We start from the raw sequence: 26,056 nt of genomic DNA on the forward strand, positions 1-26,056 counted from the left end.
CTTTTCTAAAAGGTTCTTTCACAATAGAAGCGAATAGATTGAGAGAGGAGGGATTGTATGGAAGTCGTCATAAAAAAGAAACGAAATAGGGGAAAAAGAATTTTTATTTGGTCTAGTAGTAGCGTTCTTTTGTTAGTTATTTGTACAGTGATTTTTTTGAACATATATACGCTTAGTTCTGTGCCAAAGATAGATGGGGCGATAAAGCTAGAGGATTTACAACATGCTGTTATGGTGAAGCGAGATAGTAAAGGGGTACCGCATATTAAAGCGGAAAATGCACATGATTTATATTTTTCGCAAGGGTATGTACAAGCGCAAGATCGTTTGTTCCAAATGGATTTAAGTAGAAGGCAAGCTTCTGGTATGCTGAGTGAAGTTGTAGGGGAAGCAGCTGTTGATCGAGATAAGTTGTTTCGAACGCTTGGTTTACGGCGAGCAGCCGAAGCGTCTGTTAGTCAATATGATGGAGAAGCGAAATATGCCCTGCAATCATTTGCTAATGGGGTGAATGCTTTTATACGTGAGGCAAAAGAGGAAAAGAAATTGCCGGTCGAGTTTACTATATTAGGTTATGAGCCGGCTGAGTGGTCAATTGTAGATTCTTTAACAATTGGCAAGTATATGGCGTTTGATTTAGGCGGACATTGGCACGGTCAGGCATTTCGTTATTGGGCGCTGAAAAATCTACCGAAAGAGCAAGCAAATGAACTATTTCCTACATATCCGAAAGATGCGCCTAGATTGCTAGCTGAATTGGAAAATACAAATGTGAATGTAGCACAAAGTTTTGCAAAAGCGATCATTCGACCAGAGTTTAATGGTAGTAATAACTGGGTTATAAGTGGTGAGAAGAGTGCGTCTGGTAAGCCGATTTTAGCGGATGATCCTCATTTATCTCTTGCGACGCCTTCTATTTGGTATCAATCGAAACTTGAAACGAAAGATTTACATGTGAGTGGCGTTATTTTCGCGGGAGTGCCAGGTGTTATATTAGGTCACAATGACAAAATAGCATGGGGCGTTACGAATACAGGTCCTGATGTACAAGATCTATATATTGAAAAGAGAAATCCTAATAATGAAAATGAATTTCTGTATAACGATAAGTGGGAAAAAGCTACTGTTGTGGACGAGTCTATTAAAGTAAAAGGCGGGAAAACAATACCGTATAACGTTACAGTTACGAGGCATGGTCCAGTTATTTCAGAGTTTGCGGATAAAGGGAAAGAGAAAACGAAAACAGTATTTGCTTTGAAATGGACTGCATTGGAACCGTCAGCTGAGCTAAAGGCTGTATTAAATATGAATAAAGCAAAGGACTGGAATGAGTTTGAAACGGCACTTCAAGATTTTCATACACCAACTCAAAACTTTGTGTTTGCATCAAACGACGGCACAATTGCTTATAAAGCGAATGGAAATATACCAGTGCGTAAAAAAGGTGATGGGAGTTTGCCAGTGCCAGGGTGGACAGATGAATATGAATGGGAAGGGTATATCCCATATGATCAACTTCCAAAAGTAATAAATCCAAAACAAGGGTTTATTTCAACTGCAAATAATAAAATTGTGGATGATAATTATCCGTACCATATTAGTAATACGTGGGCACAGCCATATAGGCAAATGCGTATTCAAGAATTTTTACAAGAGAAAGAAAAGTATACGGTGAAAGATTTAGAAGAGTTACAGATGGATCAAAAAAATTTATACGGGAAAGAATTTACTCCTATATTGTTAAAAGAGTTAAATAAAGCATCTTTAAATGAAGTAGAAAAAAAAGGCGTAAAACAATTAACGAAGTGGAATTTTTACGATAGTAAAGATGAAGCGGCACCATTAATATTCCATTTGTTAATGAAAGAGATTTCGAATACGTTATTTTCAAAAGAAATACCGAAAGATGTGATGGAGTTATTTGAAGGGAAGTCACAAGTTGTTGATGAATTGATTCGAAAAGAAGTAGCGGGAGAAAATAGCGCTTGGTTTACGAAGTACGGAGGCTTCACGAAAGTTGTGCATACATCGTACGAAAATGTAATGAAGAAACTACAGAAGGAATATGGCCCTGATGTTGCGGAGTGGAAGTGGGGCGATTACCATCAACTGGCGTTCACACATCCAATTTCAAAATCGTCTAGTATGCTAGCACTACTTGCATTTAATCGTGAAAAACCAATTCCAATCGGCGGAAGCCAAGTTACCGTTCAAGCAGCGAGTTACGGAGATAACGGTATTGTAAATCACGGAGCTTCTTGGCGATTCGTCATTGATACGAAAGATATGTCGAACGGTTATCATATCGTAGGGCCAGGACAATCAGGACATTTTAGAAGCGATTGGTATCATGATCAAATAGATGATTGGGTAAATGGAACGTATCATACGACTTCACTGAATATGGATGGAATAGAGGGGAAAGTGTTAACTTTACAGCCGAAGTGATAATATTTCTACTGATGAAAACTTATAAATTAGAACATAAACCAATCCTTAAATAATTTTAAAAGCCTACTATTAGTTAAGTGGATAGTAGGCTTTTGTGTTTTAGAGAATAAGATTAAATGATTTTATTATTACAAAACAGTAAGTGTTTTAACATTTACTTATACGATAACGGGCCTTATTTACTCTGTTACAAAAGAAATTACACAAAGCATTCTGTTTCTTTGTTACTCCTTTTTATACACCGCAAAATATTTTGTTATTCAATAATTCCAATTTCTAGAGCCTTTTGAACAGCTTCTTCTTTGTTACGGACTCCTAGCTTTGTATAAGCCGTGGAAGCATAATTTCTGACCGTACCATTCGATAAATATAACCTTGATGCTATGGTAGTGTATCGAAGTCCTTTTGCTACTAGCTGCAATATTTCTATCTCCCTAGCTGTTAGCTCATAAGCAGTTGCTTTTGATTGAGGTGTCTCTTTTTTCTCATCAAACTTCTCAAATATTTTGTGAGACATTCCCTGATCAATCAGTGTCCCACCTTTGTGAATAAGTCGAATCGTATTAGCTAGTTCCAACGTTTCAATAGATTTGAGTAAAAAACCATCCGCACCGTTGCGAAGTGATTCCAATGCCTGTTCGGTATCCTGAAACGTTGTAAAAATCAATACGCGGATATGTGGCCATTGTTGCTTAATCTTTTTGGTTGCTTCGACTCCATCCATGTGTTGCATATCTAAATCCATAAGTATAACATGGGGTTGAAGGCGCCCACACAAATCGATGGCTTGATTGCCATCCTCAGCCAAACCGACTACATTTAAATCTTCATATCTATCGAGTAGTGTCCTCAAAGTTTCCCGAACAAATGGCTGGTCGTCTACAATTAACAAACGAATAAGTCCATCTTTTATTTCAGTTTGTCGTGGTATGGTACATGTAACAAGCATTCCTTCATCTGGCTTTGTATATACAGACAATTGACCTTGCAAATTCATTGCCCGCTCTTTCATCGCATTCATTCCAAAGCCTTCTTGCCATTCTACATTTCCTTTTCCATTATCTTGAACTTCTAATCTCGTATATTGTTGTTCAAACTGCAATGTAACTATAATTTCAGTCCCTTGACCATGACGTACTGCATTTGTAAGAGATTCTTGTAAGCAGCGAATGAACGCTATCTTCGCTTGCCGAGATAATTCATATTCCTCTCCGTATGCCCGAAAACTTACATTTACCTGAGCATGCTCCTGAAATTCGGCTCCAAGATTTTGTAGAGATTGAATCAAGGAAGGCGATTGACACGGAGAATCCATTTGATGTAGGTAACCTCTCACGTCTTCGATGCTTGTAGTACGTCCCATTTCAAGCAGAGAATCTAGCCTTTGTATACCCATTTCAGTAGCAAGTTCGGTGCGCAACGTTTCCATCCCCATAATAATAGAAGTATAAGCGTGACCAACTGTATCATGAAGCTCATTCGACAGTCTGTTTCGTTCCTCTGCCAGTGTAATGCGTTCAATCTGAGACATATACTGCTCAAGTACTGCGTTTTGTTTACGAATTGCTTCATTTTGCTTATGATTGACGATTAATAAATGAAAGGCGAACCCCATTACATAAGCGAATCCATAATAGATGACCATAACCCAATAGCTATTACTTGGCGCAACCGCATAGAAAATTCCAGTTGTTATAAAAACTGTTATTGGAGCTGTCCAATAATAGGACAAATGCTTACTATTTGCTGCAATAAGAAACACTGATATAAGAAAAATATTGTAAGCCTCTGGAAATAAAGAGGTTAAATATATACATAGTCCACCATAAAGCAATATTTCTGTGAATAAATAATATTTATAATTGAATAGTAAGGCTACCCATGGAACAGAGAAGGCAATAATTTCCCAAAGAATAATAATCCAAAGTGGTAATGTTAAACCATCCTGAAAATTTAATGTAGCTAGAATGATAGACACACTAGCAAGTAGACGGATTCCTAACATAATCCAATCATACCAAAACCAATATTTAACCATATCAAACAAGTCATTTACCCCCTAAATAGCCTACCGTTTTACTTCCTATATTATAATTTAATCCTTCCTGCCTTATTATACTTTTTATTTTTAAACTGCGATACTACTCACAGACTGCAAATTTCTATTGATTTAGTTGCCGAATCATACTACGTGTATAGCCTCCAATTTTCTTTGTCAAACCATCTACTATTCTAATACTTATGGCGGTAAATACTATACCTATAAACATTACAAAGAGTGACTTGGAAAAAGTATCTATCTGTATGAATATAATGTTCATTTCGATGTATCGATATAGTAGTGGTGCCAACAGCAACATAAGTGGCATTACATAAAAAATGGTTGCACTAATGAGACTAATAATGCCAATCGCAAATTTCTGCATTAACCAATAGACAGCAGACCAAGTGCGACGATCTGTAAGCACTAATTTCGCCTGAGCCCAGTTCGATGTATCCATTGTTATACTTCTATCGTAAGAGTCGGTCGAAATATCTGTATAGATTTTCGTCTGTATGCGCTCGAATTGGATAAAGGGTGTGGTAGTCTGTAGTACACGCATAATTAATGGAATTCCAACAACAGTAAATGAAAGGGTTAAACTAAATAGCAGAGCTATTAGATAAAAACAAAAATAAAACAATCCTGTAACGAAAGTTAGCAATAAAAAATAACCATTCTGTATGAATCTTGATTTCATAAAGTTCATCGCTCCTATCTATGTAATAACCGAATCATACTGCTTTTTTTGTCATTCTCACTAGTGTAAAAGTGTCATATGACAGTTCTAAATGATGTTAAAAAGGGGAGAGCAGCCTACTTCTGGTTAAAAAAGATGCTTTTATTAATCCTCCACAAAACAATCCCGTTTTTGCATCTGCAAGAACGGGATTGTTTTGTACTTTTATTTAATATGAGATGGACTTGTTTTTCGAATATGAAAAATAATATCAAATTGCTCAAGCAATGACTTATCAAAGTATGCCGATTCGTTCGGGAAGATTTGTCCCCCTATACTTAGTAATGGTCTTTTTGATTTAACCCATTTCTCTGCTTGTCCTTTAAGGTGACGGTTATCCAATAAAAACATGTTATATGGTACTTTCCCGAGAGTATAATTAAAGCTATTTACATTTTGTGGGATTGCGCGAGTTGTAATCTTACCTCCAGTGGAAGGATCATATTCGCTGTATAAGGTGAAATTCCCCTCCGTAGTTGTACTGCCAATTGTGACATAATTATTGTCTAAACGTTCCTTCAAAAATTGCCCCGCAACATAAGGGTATAATTTCTCATCGATAATTCCTTTAGCTATATGAATATTGTGTCCCCATACCATCGTTTTACCACCCAATGTCTCTTGTGCCCACATTGCATGATCGGCCAAGTATTGCTCATGTAGCTTTAACATACTTGGATAGTCGTTAGGAATTAGCATTGTAGTAAATTTCTCTATTGCACTTGCCGTTGCTTTCGCCCAGATGTACTCGGGTGAAACTATTTCTGTGTTGGCTTGCTTATTCTCATCTTTTAGTAATCGAGCTACTCTCTCAGCGTTTGCTTTGAACTTTTCTTTTATTTCAGGAGTAAGGTCCATATATTCCTGTGTACTTCCATTAAAAGCCGACAATTCTTTATAATTTTCTTCTACTTCTGCCAGCAAATCTGGTCGATGCAGCCTTACATAATCAATTACTTTATTAAAGCAACCTTGGTCCAATTCCTTTAAGTCGAGCCCAATAAATTGGATCTTTTTTTTATTGGATGGATCAGCATTATAATCTTTCATCCACTCAATCATGGCTATAATTTCATCAGTAGGATATAACAAGTTTAAAAAATCCCTAGGGTTTCCTTTTCCTGTTTGGATATATTCATTTAGCTTTAAGCCATTTCCCCAATCTTCTTCCATTGTGAAATTTGTAAAACCCATCTCAGTAACCAAATATTTCACAAGGCGAAACTTCATAGTGAAAATTTCAGAGCTTCCATGAGTATTCTCTCCTAATGCTACATATTGTGCGCTCCCAATCATTTTCTTAAGTGGTTTTAAATCCTCAAATGTTTTTGATGGCTCTATCGTTTTTAATGGGTAAGCCTGTGATTGTATTGATTTAATTATATTTTTTTGGACTGATTGACCTGAATTTTCGACTGCTACTGTTTGAGCGTTTCCTACCTCCACACATCCTGTGACTAATAAAGCTGTACTAACCATTGCAATCATTCTTTTCTTATTCATCTTTGCCACCTCAATTGAATTATTTTTAAAAGCAAGATTGATTCATGTACTTGCACGAATCAATTGCCTTAATTCAATTGTTATCTATTCCATATCATATTTTCTAGTTACATATTGTCATGAGGTTAAATTGACACAAGTCATAGGTTAATCATTACACTTTTGTACTATCGGCTATGACAACTTATAAATAATAATTACATTGATGAGTCGCAAGTAAGACTAGATTATGAGTTTGGGAGGGATTTTAAAGATGAATGATCTGTATGCCAAAATATTTTTATTCTAAGTTGTGTCCGTGGAAATGACAAGAAGTAAATTCGATAAACAAGTGAATTAAAGGGGAAGGGCGGATTACAATGATATTACACGCAAAATCGTTCCACAATAAAGATAAAATCCAACGTGCTAAAATAGGACTTCAACTCTTTCTAAGTATCTTAACAATTACTTCTATTATCCTAAATGTAGTAGTAATGGTTACTAAAAGTATGCCGCTTATTGTGGTATATATGTTTACCCCAGCAATTTCTTCTATTTTGACTCGCATAATATTGAAAGAAGGATTTAAAGATGTATCTTTTAGTCTCGGTAACTTAAAGATATGGAAGGGGATTGGTCTTGCTCTGTTAATACCTATGATAATATGTGGAATTACTTATTCTATCGCCTGGTTGAGCGGAATTGCGAGGTTTCAGCATCCCGAAGGTGGTATGTTAGAACCAATCTACAAAATACTTGGACTTCAGTATCTACTGGAACCATTCAGTTTCATTTATCTAGTAGTATTGAGCGGCATTTTAGGAAGTTTGCTTAACTTAATCCCAGTTTTGGGAGAAGAAATGGGTTGGCGAGGTTATATGCTCACAAGGTTAGTCGATGCAGAGTTTTCGCGGCCCATCCTTATTAGTGGATTGATTTGGGCAACGTGGCATGTTCCAATTGTTATTGCTGGTCTATATGTAGAGGGATCATCTGTCCTACTTTCAGTGCTTGGCATCTATTTTTGTATTGTGCCATTCAGTTATATTACAGCTTATTTACGACTTATCACAGGTAGCGTTTGGCCTTCGGTTATCATCCATACCACTTGGAATGCCATTATACAAGGACCTTTCGCACGTGCAAGTACAGGATATCAAACTGAGATTTGGATTGGAGAATCTGGCTTGATAACCGCTATTATTATCTTAATTACTGCAATAATTACGTCTCGAATAGTGAATTTTACCAAATATCATAATTAGACGGATGTTATATACAAATATAATGGGGGTGCGATCATGAGTGTTCAAAGACATGAAAGTAATACAAATGAAGTAAATATAAAAGTAATACAAACAAAAAACGAGTATAGATAAAAATTTTTGATACATTTATGAGTATAAAAATTTATTTATACGAAAAAATAGATTTGGTTAGGTTATCAGAAAAAATTCAATAACTTCAATTGTGAAAAGATAAAAAAGGAGCGGAAATACGCTCCTTTTTTATTTAACTTACTATTTTTAGGAGGTTAGTATGAATAAGGTGTGAATAAAGGATGAATAGCATTTTTATGGATGAAAATCCCACTCTTCTTTTTATGGAATATATGTGAAACGTTGTATAGAATAAGCAAGAATGCCAAAAATTATAGGAGGAAAGTTGTGAGGAAAAATAAGAGTTTAGTAAGTTTTTTAGGAGTGTGTATGATGTTGTTTTCTTTTTGTTTCCAAGGAAATATACAGGCAGATGTGAATACTGTTCAATCAGGAAAGATAAAGTCAGGAAACGTAACGGTATGGGAAGTTGGAAATGTATCGAAAGTATTAGCAGATGTGAATCGCTTAAATTTAAATACAGTAAATGTACCGATTCAAGTTGATATTCCGAACGTGACTTCTACGAACATGGTAATTAATCAAGCACAAAAGAAACAGGCTATTATTTTAATTCAAGAATTATTAAAGCGTAATATTCAAGTTATCGTGGAACCGTTCCCGTATATTCAGCAAGGAAATGTTGGGGAAACGGAATGGAATCCGAGTAATATTAATGATTTCTTTTGGAATTGGAAAACGGTTATTCTACAAGACATCTTTCATTCGATTACAAGTAAATACAATGTGTATGGACTCAAGATTGCCTCTAATTTCGTGAATATGGAATATGCAGAAGGATACTGGAGCGATACGATTGATTTTGTTCGTAAGCAGTATAAAGGAAATGTTTTGTATCAAATGAATTGGTGGTTAACAGCAAGCTTTGATCCTTCGTATGAAGCGAAGTTTAAAGAGAAAATCAATCGTCCGTATTTAAAAAAGGTGGATATTGTAAGTATCGATAGTTGGTTTGAAGTTTCAGGAAAAAGAAATCCAACATATGAAGAAGTAAAGAAAAGTTTATTTGCGACGACAGTGTATAATCGTGGGCAAAATGTTGTGCAGCAGTTGGAGCAATTACATAAAGCAACAGGAAAGCCCGTTTATTTTGGTGGATTTAACGTTCCGGCGCGTGAACTTGGATTACAAAATCCGTGGAATCCAGATATTTCAAATGTGTTTTCAAAAGATGTACAACGAAACGGATGGCGTGCTTACCGAGAAGTATTAGAAACGAAACCGTATTTTAAAGGTTTTTCTATTTGGTTTATTGGCTCCCATAATAGTACGCATGCGTATCAAATACATAGTAAAGAAGCAGAGGCAGTTATTAACGGCTGGTACCGAAAATAATTTTTATTAAATAGGTAAGTTTTGAATTTTACCACATATATTTCTAGTGAAAGGCCTTTCACCATCTTATCACCTAGGGGGCAATCAGAATGAAATTTTTGTCTTACCTTACAGTAATTTTGGTGATTCTTGGCGGTTTGAATTGGTTATTTGTAGCGTTAGATTACAATGTAGTTGAGAAATGGTTTGGTTCTATGCCGGCGCTTGTGGACACTATTTATTGGCTCTTTGGTCTTTCTGCTATTTATCAAATTTTTGATCGGTTCTTTACGAACAATTAGCTATCATTCTTTTACTACTAGAGTGTTAAGTACGATTATGTACTTAACACTTTTTTGTATGTTTATAAAAAAAAGTTTGCACATGCAAGCGATTCCATTGCGACTTGCGCCGTAATAATAGAAAACAAATTGACCACGTATTATATTTCGGGTTATAATTCAGAAAGTTTAAAAATTAATAAAAATAAGAAATAGGGAGGTTTTCAGGGTGATGGAGAGAGTATATAATTTTTCAGCTGGACCATCAATACTCCCTTTGCCGGTTTTAGAGAAAGTGCAAAAGGAGCTTGTAAATTATAACGGGACAGGCATGTCTATTATGGAAATGAGTCATCGATCTTCTTATTTTCAAAGTATTATAGATGAAGCGAGTAACCTACTTCGTGAATTAATGAACATTCCTGATGAGTATGAAGTACTGTTTTTACAAGGCGGTGCGTCATTACAATTCTCTATGATACCGTTAAATGTAATGAATACGTATAAAAAAGCAGGGTACGTATTAACTGGCTCATGGTCTAAAAAGGCGATGCAAGAAGCTGAAAAAGTAGGGGAAGTACAAGTGCTTGCTTCTTCTGAAAAAGAGAAGTTTACTACGATTCCTAAACTGGATGGTTTACCAAATGATGAAAAACTAGATTATATACATATTACAACGAATAATACAATTGAGGGTACGAAATATGTGGACATTCCACATTTAGATAAAGTACCGCTCGTTGCGGATATGTCCTCAAATATTTTATCAGAACAATATGATGTTTCGAAGTTTGGCCTTATATATGCGGGAGCGCAAAAGAATTTAGGGCCAGCGGGCTTAACGATTGCTATTATAAAAAGAGATTTAATTGGGGGAGCAGATCGCTCTTGTCCTACGATGTTAAACTATGAAACTTACAGCAAAAATAACTCCTTATATAATACACCGCCATCCTTTAGTATTTACGTAACGAAACTTGTACTAGAGTGGTTGAAAGAGCAAGGCGGGGTATCTGCGATTGAAGAACAGAATAGAATGAAATCTTCACTTCTTTACAATTTCTTAGATGAATCAAAATTGTTTACTTCACCAGTTGATCCTACGTATCGATCACTTATGAACATTCCGTTTACAACACCATCAGAAGAGCTGAACAATGAGTTTTTACAAAAAACGAAAGAACGCGGCCTTGTTACGTTAAAAGGACATCGCTCAGTCGGCGGTATGCGCGCTAGTATTTACAATGCGATGCCAGTACACGGTGTACAGCAATTAGTAAATTATATGAAGGAATTTGAACTTGAGAATAGATAGGGAGATGGGGTTATGTTTCGTGTTCAAACGTTAAATCAAATTGCGGAAAAGGGTTTGCAAGTACTTGATGGAGAGCGTTATGAAGTAGGGGATAGAATGGATCACCCAGATGGTATTTTACTTCGCAGCTATTCTTTACAACAAGAGGATTTTTCAAAAGACTTAAAGGCGATTGCAAGAGCTGGTGCTGGTGTAAATAATATTCCTGTCGAGCGATGTACAGAAAAAGGGATTGTAGTATTTAATACACCAGGAGCGAATGCCAATGCAGTAAAGGAACTTATTATCGCCAGCCTTATTATGTCTTCACGTAACATTATTAACGGTGTAAGCTGGACGAAAAATTTAGAAGGTGAAGAAGTACCGCAGCTTGTTGAATCAGGGAAGAAACAATTTGTCGGATCAGAAATTGCAGGGAAACGTTTAGGTGTAATTGGCCTTGGCGCAATCGGTGCTTTAGTTGCGAACGATGCGTTAGCTTTAGGGATGGACGTCATCGGATATGATCCTTACATTTCAGTTGAAACAGCATGGCGTCTTTCTACGCAAGTGCAAAGAGCATTTAGTTTAGATGAAATTTTCGCAACATGTGATTATATTACACTTCATATTCCTCTTACGAATCAAACGAAGGGGATTATTGGTGAACACGCTGTAGAGAAAATGAAAAAAGGTATGCGTTTATTCAATTTCTCTAGAGGAGAACTTGTAGATGAAAAAGTTCTTCAAAAAGCGTTAGAAGAAGAGGTTATTGCGCATTACGTAACAGACTTCCCGAATGAGAATGTTATAAAGATGAAAAATGTAACAGCGACGCCTCACCTTGGTGCATCTACGTCTGAATCAGAAGAAAATTGTGCGGTCATGGCAGCACGTCAATTACGTGAATATTTAGAGACGGGAAATATTCGTAATTCAGTAAACTATCCAAACGTAGAACTGCCGTATATCGGAAAGAAACGTATTACAATCATGCATCAAAACGTTCCGAACATGGTAGGACAAATTACAGGATGTTTAGCAGAACATCATATTAATATTGCGGATATGATTAATCGTAGTAAACATTCTTGGGCATACACAATGATTGATATTGATAACGGAATTGATGATATAATAAAAGAGAATATAGTGGAAAATATAAGCAAAATTACAGGTGTTGTAGCCGTTCGAATGATTGTGTAAAGGAGTGAGGAAAACTTGGCAAAAATCCGACCGTTTCGGGCCATTCGTCCAGTAGAAGAAAAAGCAGCGGAAGTTGCAGCTTTACCGTATGACGTATTAAATAGTGAAGAAGCAAGAGAGGTTGTAAAAGGGAATCCGCATTCTTTCTTACACGTTGATAAAGCAGAAATTGATTTAGACCCGGCACTTTCACCGTATGATGATCGTGTATATGAAAAAGCGGGTGAAAATTTAAATCGATTTATACGAGAAGAAGTGTTCATTCAAGACGAAGAGCCAGCGTTATACATTTATGAACTGACTATGCAAGGAAGAACGCAGTCAGGCCTTGTCGTTTGTACATCGATTGATGAGTATGAAGATGATACAATTAAAAAACATGAAAGAACGCGTCATGAAAAAGAACTAGATCGCATTCGTCACGTAGATGTGTGTGACGCAAATACAGGTCCTATCTTTTTAACGTATCGTACAAAAGAAGAGATAAAGCGTTTCATTGCTAGCTGGAAAGAAGAACATGCACCAATCTATACATTTACAGCAGAAGATGGCGTGGAGCATGTTGCCTGGAAAATAGTTGATGAAGAAGTAATGGCTACTTTAGTAAACGCATTTGAAGATATTCCTAACTTGTACATTGCAGATGGGCATCACCGCTCTGCATCAGCGGCAAAAGTAGGACTAATGCGAAGAGAACAATATCCGAATTACACAGGAGAAGAAGAGTTTAATTTCTTCCTATCTGTATTATTCCCTCACGATGAATTATCCATTTGGGACTATAACCGAGTTGTAAAAGACTTAAACGGCTTATCAGAAGAACAGTTTTTAAAGCAAATTGCACAATACTTTTATGTAGAAGAAGCATCTGTGTCTCCGTATAAACCAAATGAGCCGAAAACATTTGGAATGTATGTAAACGAGAAGTGGTATAAGCTTACAGTGAAAGAGGAAACGTTTGATGCGAATGATCTCGTTAAAGGTTTAGATGTATCTATTCTGCAAGATCATTTATTAAGCCAAGTGCTTGAAATACATGATCCGCGATCTGATTCACGTATCGATTTTGTAGGAGGAATTCGCGGATTAGAAGAACTAGAACGCCTTGTAAAGAGCGGTGAATATAAAGCAGCGTTTTCATTATATCCGACATCAATGGAAGCTTTATTATCAATCGCAGACGCTGGAGAAGTTATGCCGCCAAAATCAACGTGGTTTGAACCAAAACTGCGCAGTGGGTTGTTTGTACATTCTTTAAAGTAAATATAGACTTCATTAGTTTGAAAAACCGAAATGACTTTTAGTTTCGGTTTTTCTTATTTTAAAAGTGTTTTTGAGGAGGGGGATGGATGAAATTGCAAGTAGGCGAAAAAATCACCTTTGAACGAACGTTTACAAAAGAAGATGTTGCGTTATTTACAGAAGTATCGAAAGATGAAGGCGTTCATCATGTGACACCAGATGAGCAGGGGAGATTTGTTGTACAAGGACTGTTAACATCAACATTGCCTACAAAAATTGGCGGTGATTATAACGTACTAGCTCGCAAGATGGATTTTGAATTTATACGTCCTGTCTTTAGTGGTGATACGATTCGTTGTGACGTAACCATTGAACAATTTGAACCCGATGAAAAAAATCGCACAAAAATTATTGCGATGTTTATATGTAGGAATCAACTTGAAAAAGAAGTTATGAAGGGGAGTTTTTCTGGGATTATTCTTTAGTTAGTAGGAAAAGTAATGAATAGGTGGGAGCCACATGCCTCTCGAGCTTAGATTTTTAATTCCACAATAACGAAAATTTTATGCATCGTTGAATACTGATAATAAGACGTTATGTAATATACTCTGTTCTTTTCTTAACTAATAGAAGAATAGTTGAATAAGCTCGTCAACAAAAAAGGACATTCCTAGTATTACAAGAAATGTCCTTTCAACTACATTATAAGGTATTTTGCTAAAATTCAAATTCTAAAATTAGTTTACTGGTTTGACCTGTAAACTGATAATGATAGGACCCTCGCAGATTTTCTAAGTTACCGGTAGCTTTAATAATTGTTCCTGGGGAATCTAAATTTCCTTTATCAAATATTCCTTGCTCTATAGCTGTAAATGTCCCTTGTTGCCCCTTATAAATTCCTTCAAAGTGTAAAAATCCAGAAATTTTAGCAGTAGCTAAATGACCATCATTTATATTTGAGTCTAAATAATATAATAAGTATTCAACAAAAGCTTTTCCTTTTAATTCACCATCAATATCATATTCAACATGAGCAATATTAATAGGGAAATCTTTTCTAGTATCATCAATTAGTTTTTCATCCCATTTACTTACTGTAAATGTTACTTCCATACACGTAATCTCCCTCCAATTAGATACTTATTTAAAGTTTTCCTTTATTCCACGCCACTCTCTAAAATAGAGAAAGACCCATTTTCACAATCAATTTCTGCCATCGCACCGTAAGGTAAAATAAACTTCGGCTCGGTATGACCAAAATTTAAATTATAAAGAATCGGCAAATCTTCTAAGTTATGTTCTTTCATAACTTGCAATATTTCATGTTTATATTCTTCATAATACATTTCGTCTTTTGGTTTACCAAAGATGATACCCTTTGCTTTTTGAAGAATGCCTTGCGCTGCATAATTTCGTAACCAATACTTTATATAGCTTGGTTCTGGATGATCTTCAGAAGTTTCAAAGAAGAGAATGCTATCCTCCCAATGTTTTTTCTCAGGCCAAAGTTCCGTTCCTTTTGCAAATTCCAATACTTCTATACAACCACCAATTAAGCGTCCTTGCACGGTAGTAGAGCCTTGAAGTACCTCATAGCCATTGTTTTGTTTCATCGTACGCCTTGTATCTTTATTTACCTCTATCCATTCTAAACGCTCACTCGTCCATTCATGAGCTGGTTGAATCTCGCCAATTGTCTCATTTGAAAAGAGAGTCCGATTTACCATTTCAATTGTATAAGGATTCATCTCTACATTTTCAGCAAAATCAGTTAAAATTGCTGGACCGTAAAAAGAGGAAATTCCTGCTTTATGACAAAACAAATGTGAAACGGTAACGTCAGAGTATCCCATAAAAATTTTCGGGTTTTCACGTATTACATTAAAATCTATATAGGGAAGTAAGCGAATGCTATCTTCACCGCCAATATTCGCAATAATTGCTTTCACGCGCGTATCTTTAAATGCTGTCATTAAATCTTCCGCACGAGCCTCTGGGTTGTTATAAAGGTATTCGCTACCTTTTAAGCTATTTGGCATGGGAATAACCGTAAGACCAAAAACTTCTTCTAATCTTTTTACTCCTTGCTCATATCGCCATCTTATTTCAGAATCACCTGCACCGCCCCATGAAGGACTTACTGTCGCCACGATATCTCCTGCTTGTAACCTGTTTGGTTTTATTAACATGTTAACTCCGCTCCTACATAATGTAATGGACTACGACTATACAAACTGTAGCTTTGAAAAATATGATGCATCACATTATTTTCTTCATCATCAATCCGTTTACCTGCTGGTATTCAAGAATTCAGTCTTAGTGTTGAATTGCATGAGAAAGAGGGTTGCTATTTTCTGCAATCTGTAACTGTAATGATTATAAGTTGGTCGTATTCAATCCGAAAAATAACATCATCATGAATGGAAAGGTTACAGCTTTTCCTGAACAAGAAAGCTATCGCCTTTAGGCACTTGGGATGAAAGTGAGATTGGATGCGGAGTGTCACTAAAAATCGCAACGTTCGTGGTACTTTAAGTGTCTGAAGTATAGGTAGTTTCTTCGGTTTTTTTGTTGGGATTTTTAGGGGAGTATTCTTTAATTATTAGATAGAGAGGTAAAATAAAAATACACCTAATTACTAGGTGTATTTTTTAGAATTGAAAACCACATATGTATTGGAAATTTCTCTCGGGTAGAGTGTATCACGGTAGAAATCATGTATATACATAATATTCGTTACATCAAATGGTTTCCTTGTAAATATATGAAAATGGTAAACAAAATAGATTTCAATTTTGGTAACTTAAATACCTGTACCATGCTCAGAATTAGCAGGAGCGCCGCCAGTATTGCCATGAGATTCAACTTTTGGAGCAGGGAAATGTGTATGCCCTTCTTGTTTAGGAGTAGGGAAATGTTCGTGCCCTTCAAGTTTAGGAGCGCCGCCAGTATCGCCACGTGAATCTAAATTCGGAGCAGGAGTATCCCCACCATTTAAAGCAGGGGCACCAGTATGACCATGCGTTTCTAACGTAGGAGCAAAGAAGTCAGCGTGACTCTCTTTTTTAGGAGCCATTCCTTCTCCATGAGTATTCGTGTAGGCAGGAGCCCCCCCACCGTCGCCTCTATTATAAGCAGGAGCCCATGAATCTCCATGTGAATCTAATTTCGGAGCAGGAGTATCCCCTTTATTATATGATGAAATAGGAGGTCTGCCATGATCATAAGCAGGAGCGCCGCCGCCATCCCCAATGCTTACTGATTTCGGAGCAGGAGTATCGCCAACATTGAAAGCAGGAGCGCCACCGTGGTCCCCATGGCTTTCTAATTTCGGAGCAAAAGTTTCACCGTGCTCAGCTTTTACAACGCCGCCATCCCCAATATTTACACCAAAAAGACCAAAGCTAAGTACCGATAAACCTACAACAGCTGTACTAATTTTTCTTTTCAATCTATATCTCTCCTTTTGTTATGTTTTTCATTTTGTCTAAACGTGGTAGATAAAATGAAATTAATCGTAAAAAATTTCCAATTATATTACGATATACGAATAATTCTGTGTAATATTTTGTAAAACCTCCTTGAAATTTGAATTTTATAAAAATAAAATTCGACATGGTTCATTTTTCAATTCGTTGAATAGATTTTGAGTGAGTTTTTATAAAGCTATTCGCTAACTTTAGGACTGAAAGCAACTCTTAATTTTTTTATACCGTGCTTATAAGGTTATTTTAGCTTTGAAATAAATTAACTATTATAATTCGAGAATGTAGTCCTCTTGCTGTATATTTAAAAATCACAGTATGCAACATTACATAAGAAAGATGGTTGCTATTTTTTATAACCTGTAACTATAATGATTACAGGTTGGTCGTATCCAATCAAAAATAAAATCATCATGAATGGAGATGTTTCATAATGGGTATGAAAAAATTAATTTTAGCAGGTGCTTTAGGGATCGCAGCATTATCAGGAACGAATTTACCAGGGTTAGAACTAACAAAAGCGAGTGCTGCTTCTATAGAATCGAATTTCTCAACATTAGAAGGACGAGTAGTAGAAGTAGATAACGGTGTAATTGTCGTAAAATCTAAGCAATACGAAGAACCTGTTAGTATATATATGGATTCATTTTCAAATGTGAAAGTAGGAGATGAAGTTAAAGCAACTGGATCTATGATGCGTAATTTTACAGAATATATGGTTGCAACTGCAGTTGAAAATACAACAAATAAGTTGGGCATGCACATGAACGAAGATGGCTCACCTGATTATGTAATTGGGGAAGTATCAAAAATAGGAACGATGGAATATGGGGGAGACGGTTCTACTAAATATGTCGTAGTTGAGTATCCATCGCTAAACGGGAAAAAAGATATTATTGATGTTTTCTTAACGAAGGGACAAGTATTTCATACGGGTGAGAAAGTAAAAATTGATATGAAGTATGTAGGATGGGGCGGAAGTTCTATTAACTGGAACACAACGGACAACATTGAAAAAGTTCATAAGGTAAAGAGCGACGTTGAAAATAATGATGATGTTTGGATTTGGTCTTAATTAGACTTCTGTAAATAACAAATGTATCATGCAGTACCCATCAAATGATCATGTGTATGATTATTTGATGGGTACTTTTTTGTTTATTTTATATTCGGGATTAAAGTACATCATTGTATCTATAATAATTTTAAAAATTCGGGTATACAGTTGAATTAGATAAAACTATTCAGACAAGTGTTTTATCGTACTGCTTATGCATTGATTTTATTCAAAATTGCGACTCTATTCGTTGTAAATAATAAAAAATTTTGTTTTACTGTTTTGATTAAAATCCGATCTGTTGTAGCGTATGCTGTTCCAATGCGGATTACGTTTTTTTCTTCTACACCAGCATAGGTTTCATCTTCTGTAACTTCAATAATTTCACTTAATGGGATTTGAACCTTAGCTAGTTGCCATGAAATAATTAATTCTTCATCTGTTTTTTTGACATCGATACCTAGCATGTTACCAAAACCTTTCTGTATTAAAATGTCACTATTAATTTTATTATACAGATTTAAAGGTTTTATTTCTATTATGAAATTTGATTTTTCAATTTTTTTCACAAGGTATCGTACCACGAACAAAAGAGGGTATCCACTGGCATCTGCAATCTTTCTGCAATGAAGACGATCTTTTTTATTGTGTGAATTTTTGAGAATAAGGGATTTCCGATTAGAATATGATGTTTAGATCGGAGCGAATTTAAAAAATACAATAATGAAAGAGGTGTTTATATATGGAGCGAGATGAGAATTATTTACGAGCTAAAAAAAGAGTGGAGAATTTAAAAGCGTTTTATATTCATTTAGCGGTATATATACTAGTTAACTTAATGCTTTTTTTTATAAATATAAGCTCTGATTCAAGTAAATTATGGTTTTTATATCCACTTGGAGGTTGGGGGATCGGTATCGTTATACATGGTTTGACAACTTTTCCATTCGGGATATTCGGAAAAGAGTGGGAAGAACGAAAGATTAAAGAATATATGGAGAAAGATAAGTAAATCTATTTTGATCATTCGATTTTCAAAATAATACTGAGGATGGGGTATTGTTCTACGTCTGTTTAGAAAAATGGGATACAAAGCAGTAAGGTGTGACGCTCGTGGTAAAGACCTGACGGAGGATTTCCATTCATATAAATCTCTTTAAAAAAACAAAGATGCGAAGCCTCTTCTATGACTTCGCGTCTTTGTTTTTTTGTTTAGAAGGATTAATGAGCCATTCCCGTATTCACATAAGCGGCTAATATAACATGCTCACTGATAATAATAGAAGAAATAATTTTATAAACGAGGTAATAGCGATGGAGAAGCGAAGAGATCTATCGCTACACTTCTAAGTTTTATTCATGTACATGCTATAAATCGTTGAGCTCTTTTTGAAAGTTTCCGATCTTTCAGCCATATAATTGATGATTCAGACTCATAAGGGAAATCTATTAAATCTACTATTTTTATAAATTCTTGCGGGATATGAGATACAGCACTTTTCGGCAAGATTGAGGCGCCGATTCCAGTCATGATAAGCATAAGAATAAATGCTGAATCAGGACATTCACATGCTATATTTAATGTTATACCAAGGTGCTTGCATTCATCGATGACGAGCTGATGATAGCTATTTTCTTTATCTTTATGTAAAAGTAAAAGGGGAATATGGCTTAATTCGGTTAGAGGGATTGGGAGGTGAGAATGATATAGTTCCCATTTAGCAGGCATGACTAATACGAAAGGTTCTTTTGATAAACATATACTAGAAAAAACATCTTTATTAAAAGGTGTACGCAAGATAGCAAGTTCGATATACCGATTTTCTAATTGCTCACTTAAGTATAAAGGGCCACCTTCCCATATTTTTAAGTTCACATTTGGATAGTTATCTTGAAAATAGCGGATTTTTTCAGAGAGAAAAGGAATGCAAGAATGAAATGCTCCAATAGATAGATTGCCTCTTAGCCCTTCACCGGTATCTTTAATCTCCGTAATGGTTTCTTCTAATTGTTGAATAATGTTTTTGGCTTTCGTATATAAAATTTTTCCTTCTTCAGTCAAATGCATATTTCGACCGTTTCTTTCAAATAAGCTTACTGATAATTCTTGTTCTAGTAGCGATAGTTGTCTACTTAGAGGTGGCTGTGCCATATGAAGTCGGTGGGCAGCACGAGTTAGTTGTTTTTCCTCAGCAATTACAATAAAGTAACGAAGTTTTCTTATATCCATGTCAAAGTCCCTTTCTATACCATTTTTGTATACAAAAACAACCTTATAGATAGTTTTCATATAATATTCAACATGATATCATAAACAAAAAGTTTTAAAAATAGAAAATTCTAAAAATTTAAAATTTAATTTAGCAAAGTAATAACTTGAAAATAGATTGTATCGCTTTGAGGGGGGATTTTTATGAAAGTTTCGTTATTCATTACTTGTTTATCAGATGTGTTTTTTCCTCAAGTAGGTAAGAGTGTCGTAGAAATTATGAAGCAATGTGGAGTGGAACTAGATTTTCCTGAAGGACAGACTTGTTGTGGGCAACCAGCTTACAATAGCGGATATCAAGAAGAAGCAAAACTAGCAGCAAAGCAAATGATCAAAGCATTTGAACATAGTGAATATATTGTGACTCCTTCAGGTTCTTGTGCTAGTATGGTCCATCATTATTATAAAGAGATGTTTAAAGATGATAGTGAATGGTATGAAAAAGCGGTTCATTTAGCAGATAGAACGTATGAGTTGACGGATTTTTTAGTAAATGTACTTGGAAAAAGTGATTTGAAATCTAAGTTTGTTGAGAAAGCTGTTTTCCATCAATCTTGTCATATGAGTCGTGCGTTCGGGATCATAGAGGAACCACTTCAGTTATTATCGCAAGTAAAAGGTCTAGACGTAAAAGAATTACCATATTGCCAAGATTGCTGCGGGTTTGGGGGTACTTTTGCAGTAAAAATGAGCTCGATTTCTGAAACGATGGTCGATGAAAAAATAAAACATATTGAGGCGACAGAAGCAAATCTCTTAATCGGAGCAGATATGGGATGTCTTATGAATATTGGAGGAAGATTGCGTAGAAAAAATAAAAATATTCAAGTGTTACATGTGGCAGAAGTACTGGCGAAGGGGCTGAATAAATGAGTGTGGCGAGGGAACAAGCTTTTTTGAACAGAGTAGATAAAGCGTTGCACGATCCGCAGATGAGAAGCGCGGTTCCGTTTACACAAGATCGGCTTCGGATGGGACGAGAACAAGCTACACAGGAATTAGGGAATATGGAAGAATGGCGTGAGGCAGCATCTGAAATTCGAATGCATACAATTGAAAATTTAGATAGTTATTTGGAACAATTAGCTACAAATGTTCGAAAAAATGGGGGACATGTTCATTTCGCTTTCAAAGCAGAAGGTGCCGTATCGTACGTTTCTGAAATCGCAAGAAAAAAAGGAGCGAAATCAGTAATTAAGTCAAAGTCCATGGTTTCAGAAGAAATACACCTTAATAAAAGCTTAGAAGAGATAGGGGTGAAAGTAGTAGAGTCTGATCTTGGAGAGTATATTATTCAACTAGCTGGAGAAGCTCCATCCCATTTAATCGCCCCGGCTATTCATAAGACGAAGGAACAAGTAGCAGAGCTTTTTTCTAAGGAAGCAGGAAGAAAGATACCAGTTGATACGAATCAATTGCTACAATTTGGAAGGGAGAAATTGCGTAAAGAGTTTTTAGAAGCTGATATTGGTATTTCTGGTTGTAACTTTGCGGTAGCGGAATCTGGATCAGTTGTTCTTATAAGTAATGAAGGAAATGCTCGCCTTACTACGACATTGCCAAAAGTTCATATTGTTATTATGGGGATGGAACGCCTTGTTCCCACGTGGAAAGATCTTGATGTAGTCGTTTCAATGTTAACAAGAAGTGCTACAGGCCAAAAGATTACATCTTATGTAACTGGAATTAATGGGGCACGTTTACATGAAGATATGGATGGACCTGAAGAATTTCATTTAATTATTCTAGATAATGGCCGTTCTGATATTTTAGGAACTGCTTATGAAGAAGTATTAAAGTGCATAAGGTGCGGAGCTTGTGTAAATGTTTGTCCTGTGTATCGTAATATTGGGGGCCATGCTTATGGAAGTGTTTATAGCGGGCCAATTGGGGCAGTACTAGCGCCTTTATTAGAAGGATATGAAGATTTAAAAGAATTACCTTTTGCATCAAGTTTGTGCGGAGCGTGTACAGATGTTTGCCCCGTGAAAATTCCATTACATGATCTTCTCATTGAGCATCGTAAAGATGTGGTGGAACAAGGGTTTATAACGAAATTTGAGCAACTGGCCTTTAAAGGTTTTACGTTTATGGCTAGTCATCCATTCGTTTATGAGAAAGCAATTAAACTGGCACATACAGGCTTATCGATATTTGCAAAAGATGGCTATATTGCGAATGGACCAGGCCCATTAAAAGGGTGGACAGAAAGTAGAGATTTTCCAAAACCTGCGAAACAATCATTCCGTGATTGGTGGAAAAAAGAAAAGAGGGATTCATAATATGAATACGGATGTACAAGAGTCTTTTTTAAACAATATCGCACGGAAATTAAACCGAGAACGTCGCTCGGGAGTCACTCCTCCCAGGTGGAAAAACAATCCGCTTAGGCACTTTTCTAATGAGATAGATCACGAAAGTTTAATAGAGCAGTTTATTGCAAACTTGTATACGTTACATACAGAAGTAAGTCATATACACCGTTCAGAAATAGGGAGTGCACTTCAGTATGTTGTACATAAATTTAATGTTCAATCTGCGGTGTATTGGGATGATGATAGATTACATCAACTTGAAATAGGAAAGCATTTAATAGGAAATTTCGTTTCTCATCGAATTTGGCAAAGTAAAGAAGGGGAAAGAGAACTACGGGATTACGCAGCGCAAGTAGATATGGGAATTACATATGCCGAAATGGGACTCGCTGAGACTGGAACCGTTGTTTTATGGAATGGTGGCGGACGCGGACGTTTAGTTAGCGTTTTGCCAGCAGTTTATGTAGCGGTTCTCTCAGAACATACAATTTGTAGACGTTTAACAGAAGGAGTAACTAGAATTCACGAACAAGTTTCGAACGGATTACCTGCCTGTATCAATTTTATCACTGGGCCTAGCCGGACAGGTGATATTGAGATGGAATTAGCTTTTGGAGTTCATGGTCCTGGAAAGGTCCATGTCATTCTATTAAAGGATTAGAGAGAAAAACAAAAGAATACGAGGGGGAGTGGGGATTTTGATGAAGAATAAATTTCGTTATTATGTCTTTACGATGCTCACATTTATTACGATGGTGAATTATATTGATCGAGGGGCCATCGCTTATGCGCAGTCCTTCATTATAAAAGAATATGGCTTTGACCCGAAGGAGTGGGGAGCTATATTAGGGTATTTTGGTTACGGTTACATGATCGGTTCTTTATTAGGAGGTATTTTTTCAGATAAAAAAGGACCGAAATTTGTATGGATCGTAGCAGCAACCGCTTGGTCTATTTTTGAAATTGCGACTGCTTTTGCTGGAGAAATAGGGATTGCTGTTTTTGGAGGGTCTGCTTTAATAGGATTTGCTATCTTCCGCGTTTTATTTGGATTAACAGAAGGGCCATCTTTCGCGGTTTCGAATAAGACAGCAGCAAACTGGGCAGCTCCAAAAGAAAGAGCTTTTCTAACATCCCTTGGTTTTGTCGGTGTTCCGTTAGGGGCAGTATTAACTGCACCTGTAGCAGTCTTCTTACTATCTTTTACAAGTTGGAAAATCATGTTTTTTATCCTTGGTACAATAGGGATTGTATGGGCGATTATTTGGTATTTTACTTTTACGAATATGCCTGAGGATCATCCGCGAGTGACAAAAGAAGAACTAGCTGAAATACGAAGTACGGAAGGTGTGCTTCAATCAGTAAAAGCAGAGAAAGAAATTCAAAAAGAGCCATGGTACTCCTTTTTTAAAGTTCCGACATTCGTTATGGTTACGATAGCATATTTTTGCTTCCAATATATCAATTTTTTAATATTAACTTGGACACCGAAATATTTGCAAGATGTATTCCATTTTCAATTATCTTCCCTTTGGTATCTTGGAATGATTCCTTGGCTTGGAGCTTGTATCACATTACCACTAGGTGCGAAGCTATCTGATCGTATTTTACATAAAACAGGGAATCTTCGTTTAGCTAGAACAGGGTTACCAATTATTGCTTTATTACTTACAGCGATTTGTTTTAGTTTCATTCCAGCGATGAACAATTATGTAGCTGTATTAGCGCTTATGTCGCTTGGAAATGCGTGTGCTTTTTTACCAAGTTCATTATTTTGGGCAATTATTGTCGATACAGCTGCTCCTGCTTACGCAGGAACATATAGTGGAATTATGCATTTCATCGCTAATATTGCGACAATCTTAGCCCCAACATTAACTGGATACTTAGTTGTAAGTTATGGCTATCCTTCTATGTTTATCGTAGCTGCCATTTTGGCCGCTATTGCAATGGGGGCAATGTTGTTTGTGAAACCAGGACAGCAAACGAAGACTGAAAGCTTATTTAACTGGAGAAGTAAAAAGAGGCTAGAGGAACCTCGAGCTAATTTTGAATGAGTAAAGTAAGGTATACAAAATGAGTTGAATGCATTTGAAGTGAATTCGAATAGCGGTATATGAAAAAACTCCTGAATTTGCATACTAAGTATGCAAATTTAATGGAGTTTTTTTCATTCCCCCGGGAGAAATAAAGTGAAATGATCAACGAAAGAAAATCGACAACATACGGAGGTATAAAATTTCATATAAATCTCTGTAATCAAATGCTTGCTGCGAAGTTTATTCTATAGCTTCGCCTATTTGTTTTGTATTCGAAGTTTGTGCGAGTGAGAGTGTTCCTATTCATTTTTTAGCGTGAATTGCATGTGAAATCAAAACTTTATTTGCAGTACATAATAAATACAGTTGTTATCTTTTTTTAATTACATGTGGATATAGGATAAAGTTGATTTATTACCCTATATTAAAATAAAAATAAACCACTGTTCGATTTGAATATTCCACGATATAATGGTGAGAGTTTATGACAGAATAAATATTTACATAAGAAGTGAGGTACTGTATGAAAAAAAGAACGACAGACATTATTTTTATTATTATTGGTGCATTTCTTTTTGCGTTAGGTGTCAATTTGTTTGTTATCCCGAACGAGTTTGGTGAGGGTGGAGTAACTGGTATCACGATTATTACGTATTATTTATTTGAATGGTCACCAGGCTTAGTTAACTTAATTTTAAATGCGATTTTGTTAATAGCTGGTTATAAATTTTTAAATAAGATTACAACAATTTATACGATTATCGCTGTAGTTACGAACTCGCTATTTCTTCATTTAACAGAAGGCTGGACGATTGCTTCGGATGAAATGCTTGTAAATGCCATTTTCGGAGGAATATTTATTGGGTGCGGGATTGGTCTTATTATTCGCGTTGGCGGAACAACAGCAGGTACTACCATCTTAGCAAGGATGACGCATAAATATTTAGGATGGAGCATTAGCTATGGTTTACTGTTCTTCGATTTAATTGTTGCGTTTTCATCTTATTTCATCATTGGTGCAGAAAAACTGATGATAACAATTATTATGCTATATGTAGCAACGAAAGTGATGGAGTTTGTAATTGAAGGTTTAAATCCGAAGAAGGCTATTACGATTATTTCTGATAACCCAAATGAAATTGCTGGGAAGGTGACTACCTTAATGGGCAGAGGGGTTACGGTGTACTCAGGTCATGGTTATTACACGAAAACGCCGAAGGAAATTCTTTATGTTGTTATTAATAAGCAAGAAGTAGTGAAGCTAAAGAGGATTGTTCAAACTACAGATCCGGCTGCGTTCATCGCTATACACGATGTTCGTGACGTATTTGGAGAAGGATTCGTTGATATTTCTAAAGCATAGAAATTACTTTACATTAAAATAATCTTAATACTAAAACGTAAGAATCTATTTTGAATCATCTTTTTTCAAAATAGA

The 26,056-nt window shown here is 36.0% G+C and carries 23 protein-coding genes; 15 read left to right on the forward strand and 8 right to left on the reverse strand.

The annotated features are described in order from the left end of the window. Positions 1-57: 57 nt before the first annotated feature. Positions 58-2,448, forward strand: a complete 2,391-nt coding sequence (locus MKO96_RS14575; protein ID WP_240587872.1) for a penicillin acylase family protein — start codon at positions 58-60, stop codon at positions 2,446-2,448. 259 nt (positions 2,449-2,707) lie between these two features. Here MKO96_RS14575 and MKO96_RS14580 read toward each other — a convergent pair whose 3' ends face one another. From MKO96_RS14580 to MKO96_RS14590, 3 genes are all read right to left on the reverse strand, one after another. Further along, on the reverse strand, positions 2,708-4,498 hold the full coding sequence (locus MKO96_RS14580) for a response regulator (RefSeq protein WP_240587873.1): 1,791 nt from the start codon (positions 4,496-4,498) through the stop codon (positions 2,708-2,710). Positions 4,499-4,613: 115 nt separating this feature from the next. After that, the gene (locus MKO96_RS14585) at positions 4,614-5,192 is read right to left on the reverse strand and encodes a sensor domain-containing protein (RefSeq protein WP_240587874.1); all 579 of its coding nucleotides are present in this window, start codon (positions 5,190-5,192) and stop codon (positions 4,614-4,616) included. Between the two features lie 204 nt (positions 5,193-5,396). Beyond that, positions 5,397-6,734 carry an erythromycin esterase family protein gene (locus tag MKO96_RS14590; protein WP_240587875.1) on the reverse strand — a complete coding sequence of 446 codons (1,338 nt, stop codon included), beginning with the start codon at positions 6,732-6,734 and terminating at the stop codon, positions 5,397-5,399. 359 nt (positions 6,735-7,093) lie between these two features. Between MKO96_RS14590 and MKO96_RS14595 the strand changes: the two genes are divergently transcribed. From MKO96_RS14595 to MKO96_RS14625, 7 genes are all read left to right on the forward strand, one after another. Continuing rightward, positions 7,094-7,981, forward strand: a complete 888-nt coding sequence (locus MKO96_RS14595) for a CPBP family intramembrane glutamic endopeptidase (RefSeq protein WP_240587876.1) — start codon at positions 7,094-7,096, stop codon at positions 7,979-7,981. A gap of 402 nt (positions 7,982-8,383) precedes the next feature. Beyond that, positions 8,384-9,451, forward strand: coding sequence for a glycoside hydrolase family 113 (locus tag MKO96_RS14600; protein WP_240587877.1), 1,068 nt, complete (start codon positions 8,384-8,386; stop codon positions 9,449-9,451). 89 nt (positions 9,452-9,540) lie between these two features. Next, positions 9,541-9,732: a DUF378 domain-containing protein gene (locus tag MKO96_RS14605; RefSeq protein WP_000670802.1), complete on the forward strand. Its 192-nt coding sequence runs from the start codon at positions 9,541-9,543 to the stop codon at positions 9,730-9,732. A gap of 211 nt (positions 9,733-9,943) precedes the next feature. Then, a complete protein-coding gene (gene serC, locus MKO96_RS14610; RefSeq protein WP_240587878.1) occupies positions 9,944-11,026 on the forward strand; it encodes a 3-phosphoserine/phosphohydroxythreonine transaminase in 1,083 nt (360 codons plus the stop codon). A 12-nt stretch (positions 11,027-11,038) separates the two neighbouring features. Next, complete coding sequence (locus tag MKO96_RS14615; protein WP_240587879.1) at positions 11,039-12,211, forward strand: 3-phosphoglycerate dehydrogenase family protein; 1,173 nt, start codon at positions 11,039-11,041, stop codon at positions 12,209-12,211. Positions 12,212-12,226: 15 nt separating this feature from the next. Beyond that, positions 12,227-13,474: a DUF1015 domain-containing protein gene (locus MKO96_RS14620; protein WP_240587880.1), complete on the forward strand. Its 1,248-nt coding sequence runs from the start codon at positions 12,227-12,229 to the stop codon at positions 13,472-13,474. 86 nt (positions 13,475-13,560) lie between these two features. Next, entirely contained in the window at positions 13,561-13,938 is a 378-nt protein-coding gene (locus tag MKO96_RS14625) for a hotdog family protein (RefSeq protein WP_240587881.1), read from the forward strand. A 232-nt stretch (positions 13,939-14,170) separates the two neighbouring features. Here the strand turns inward: MKO96_RS14625 and MKO96_RS14630 are convergent, their stop codons facing one another. From MKO96_RS14630 to MKO96_RS14640, 3 genes are all read right to left on the reverse strand, one after another. Then, positions 14,171-14,566 (reverse strand): DUF3224 domain-containing protein, encoded by a 396-nt coding sequence (locus MKO96_RS14630; RefSeq protein WP_000454078.1) that lies wholly within the window; start codon positions 14,564-14,566, stop codon positions 14,171-14,173. 44 nt (positions 14,567-14,610) lie between these two features. Next, the gene (locus MKO96_RS14635) at positions 14,611-15,642 is read right to left on the reverse strand and encodes a S66 family peptidase (protein WP_240587882.1); all 1,032 of its coding nucleotides are present in this window, start codon (positions 15,640-15,642) and stop codon (positions 14,611-14,613) included. A gap of 614 nt (positions 15,643-16,256) precedes the next feature. Beyond that, positions 16,257-16,904, reverse strand: coding sequence for a hypothetical protein (locus MKO96_RS14640; protein WP_240587883.1), 648 nt, complete (start codon positions 16,902-16,904; stop codon positions 16,257-16,259). Positions 16,905-17,371: 467 nt separating this feature from the next. Here MKO96_RS14640 and MKO96_RS14645 point away from each other — a divergent pair, with 467 nt between their 5' ends. Further along, positions 17,372-18,013, forward strand: a complete 642-nt coding sequence (locus MKO96_RS14645) for a hypothetical protein (protein ID WP_240587884.1) — start codon at positions 17,372-17,374, stop codon at positions 18,011-18,013. A gap of 194 nt (positions 18,014-18,207) precedes the next feature. Here the strand turns inward: MKO96_RS14645 and MKO96_RS14650 are convergent, their stop codons facing one another. Further along, positions 18,208-18,462 (reverse strand): SunI/YnzG family protein, encoded by a 255-nt coding sequence (locus MKO96_RS14650; protein WP_240587885.1) that lies wholly within the window; start codon positions 18,460-18,462, stop codon positions 18,208-18,210. A gap of 275 nt (positions 18,463-18,737) precedes the next feature. Here MKO96_RS14650 and MKO96_RS14655 point away from each other — a divergent pair, with 275 nt between their 5' ends. After that, complete coding sequence (locus MKO96_RS14655; protein ID WP_240587886.1) at positions 18,738-19,007, forward strand: 2TM domain-containing protein; 270 nt, start codon at positions 18,738-18,740, stop codon at positions 19,005-19,007. A gap of 345 nt (positions 19,008-19,352) precedes the next feature. On the opposite strand, the gene MKO96_RS14660 is transcribed toward MKO96_RS14655, so the two are convergent. Then, positions 19,353-20,225 carry a LysR family transcriptional regulator gene (locus tag MKO96_RS14660; RefSeq protein WP_240587887.1) on the reverse strand — a complete coding sequence of 291 codons (873 nt, stop codon included), beginning with the start codon at positions 20,223-20,225 and terminating at the stop codon, positions 19,353-19,355. 183 nt (positions 20,226-20,408) lie between these two features. Here MKO96_RS14660 and MKO96_RS14665 point away from each other — a divergent pair, with 183 nt between their 5' ends. The 5 genes from MKO96_RS14665 (at position 20,409) to MKO96_RS14685 (ending at position 25,981) form a co-directional block, all read left to right on the forward strand. Next, positions 20,409-21,137 carry a (Fe-S)-binding protein gene (locus tag MKO96_RS14665; protein ID WP_240587888.1) on the forward strand — a complete coding sequence of 243 codons (729 nt, stop codon included), beginning with the start codon at positions 20,409-20,411 and terminating at the stop codon, positions 21,135-21,137. After that, complete coding sequence (locus MKO96_RS14670) at positions 21,134-22,546, forward strand: LutB/LldF family L-lactate oxidation iron-sulfur protein (RefSeq protein ID WP_240587889.1); 1,413 nt, start codon at positions 21,134-21,136, stop codon at positions 22,544-22,546. Before MKO96_RS14665 ends, MKO96_RS14670 begins: the two co-directional genes overlap by 4 nt. Position 22,547: 1 nt before the next feature. Next, complete coding sequence (locus tag MKO96_RS14675) at positions 22,548-23,240, forward strand: LutC/YkgG family protein (RefSeq protein ID WP_098109942.1); 693 nt, start codon at positions 22,548-22,550, stop codon at positions 23,238-23,240. A gap of 40 nt (positions 23,241-23,280) precedes the next feature. After that, positions 23,281-24,636 (forward strand): MFS transporter, encoded by a 1,356-nt coding sequence (locus tag MKO96_RS14680; protein ID WP_240587921.1) that lies wholly within the window; start codon positions 23,281-23,283, stop codon positions 24,634-24,636. Positions 24,637-25,141: 505 nt separating this feature from the next. Further along, positions 25,142-25,981, forward strand: coding sequence for a YitT family protein (locus MKO96_RS14685; protein ID WP_000747488.1), 840 nt, complete (start codon positions 25,142-25,144; stop codon positions 25,979-25,981). Positions 25,982-26,056 lie beyond the last annotated feature (75 nt).

The organism is Bacillus sp. ES1-5 (assembly GCF_022487605.1).
In the GTDB taxonomy this organism is placed as follows: domain Bacteria; phylum Bacillota; class Bacilli; order Bacillales; family Bacillaceae_G; genus Bacillus_A; species Bacillus_A wiedmannii.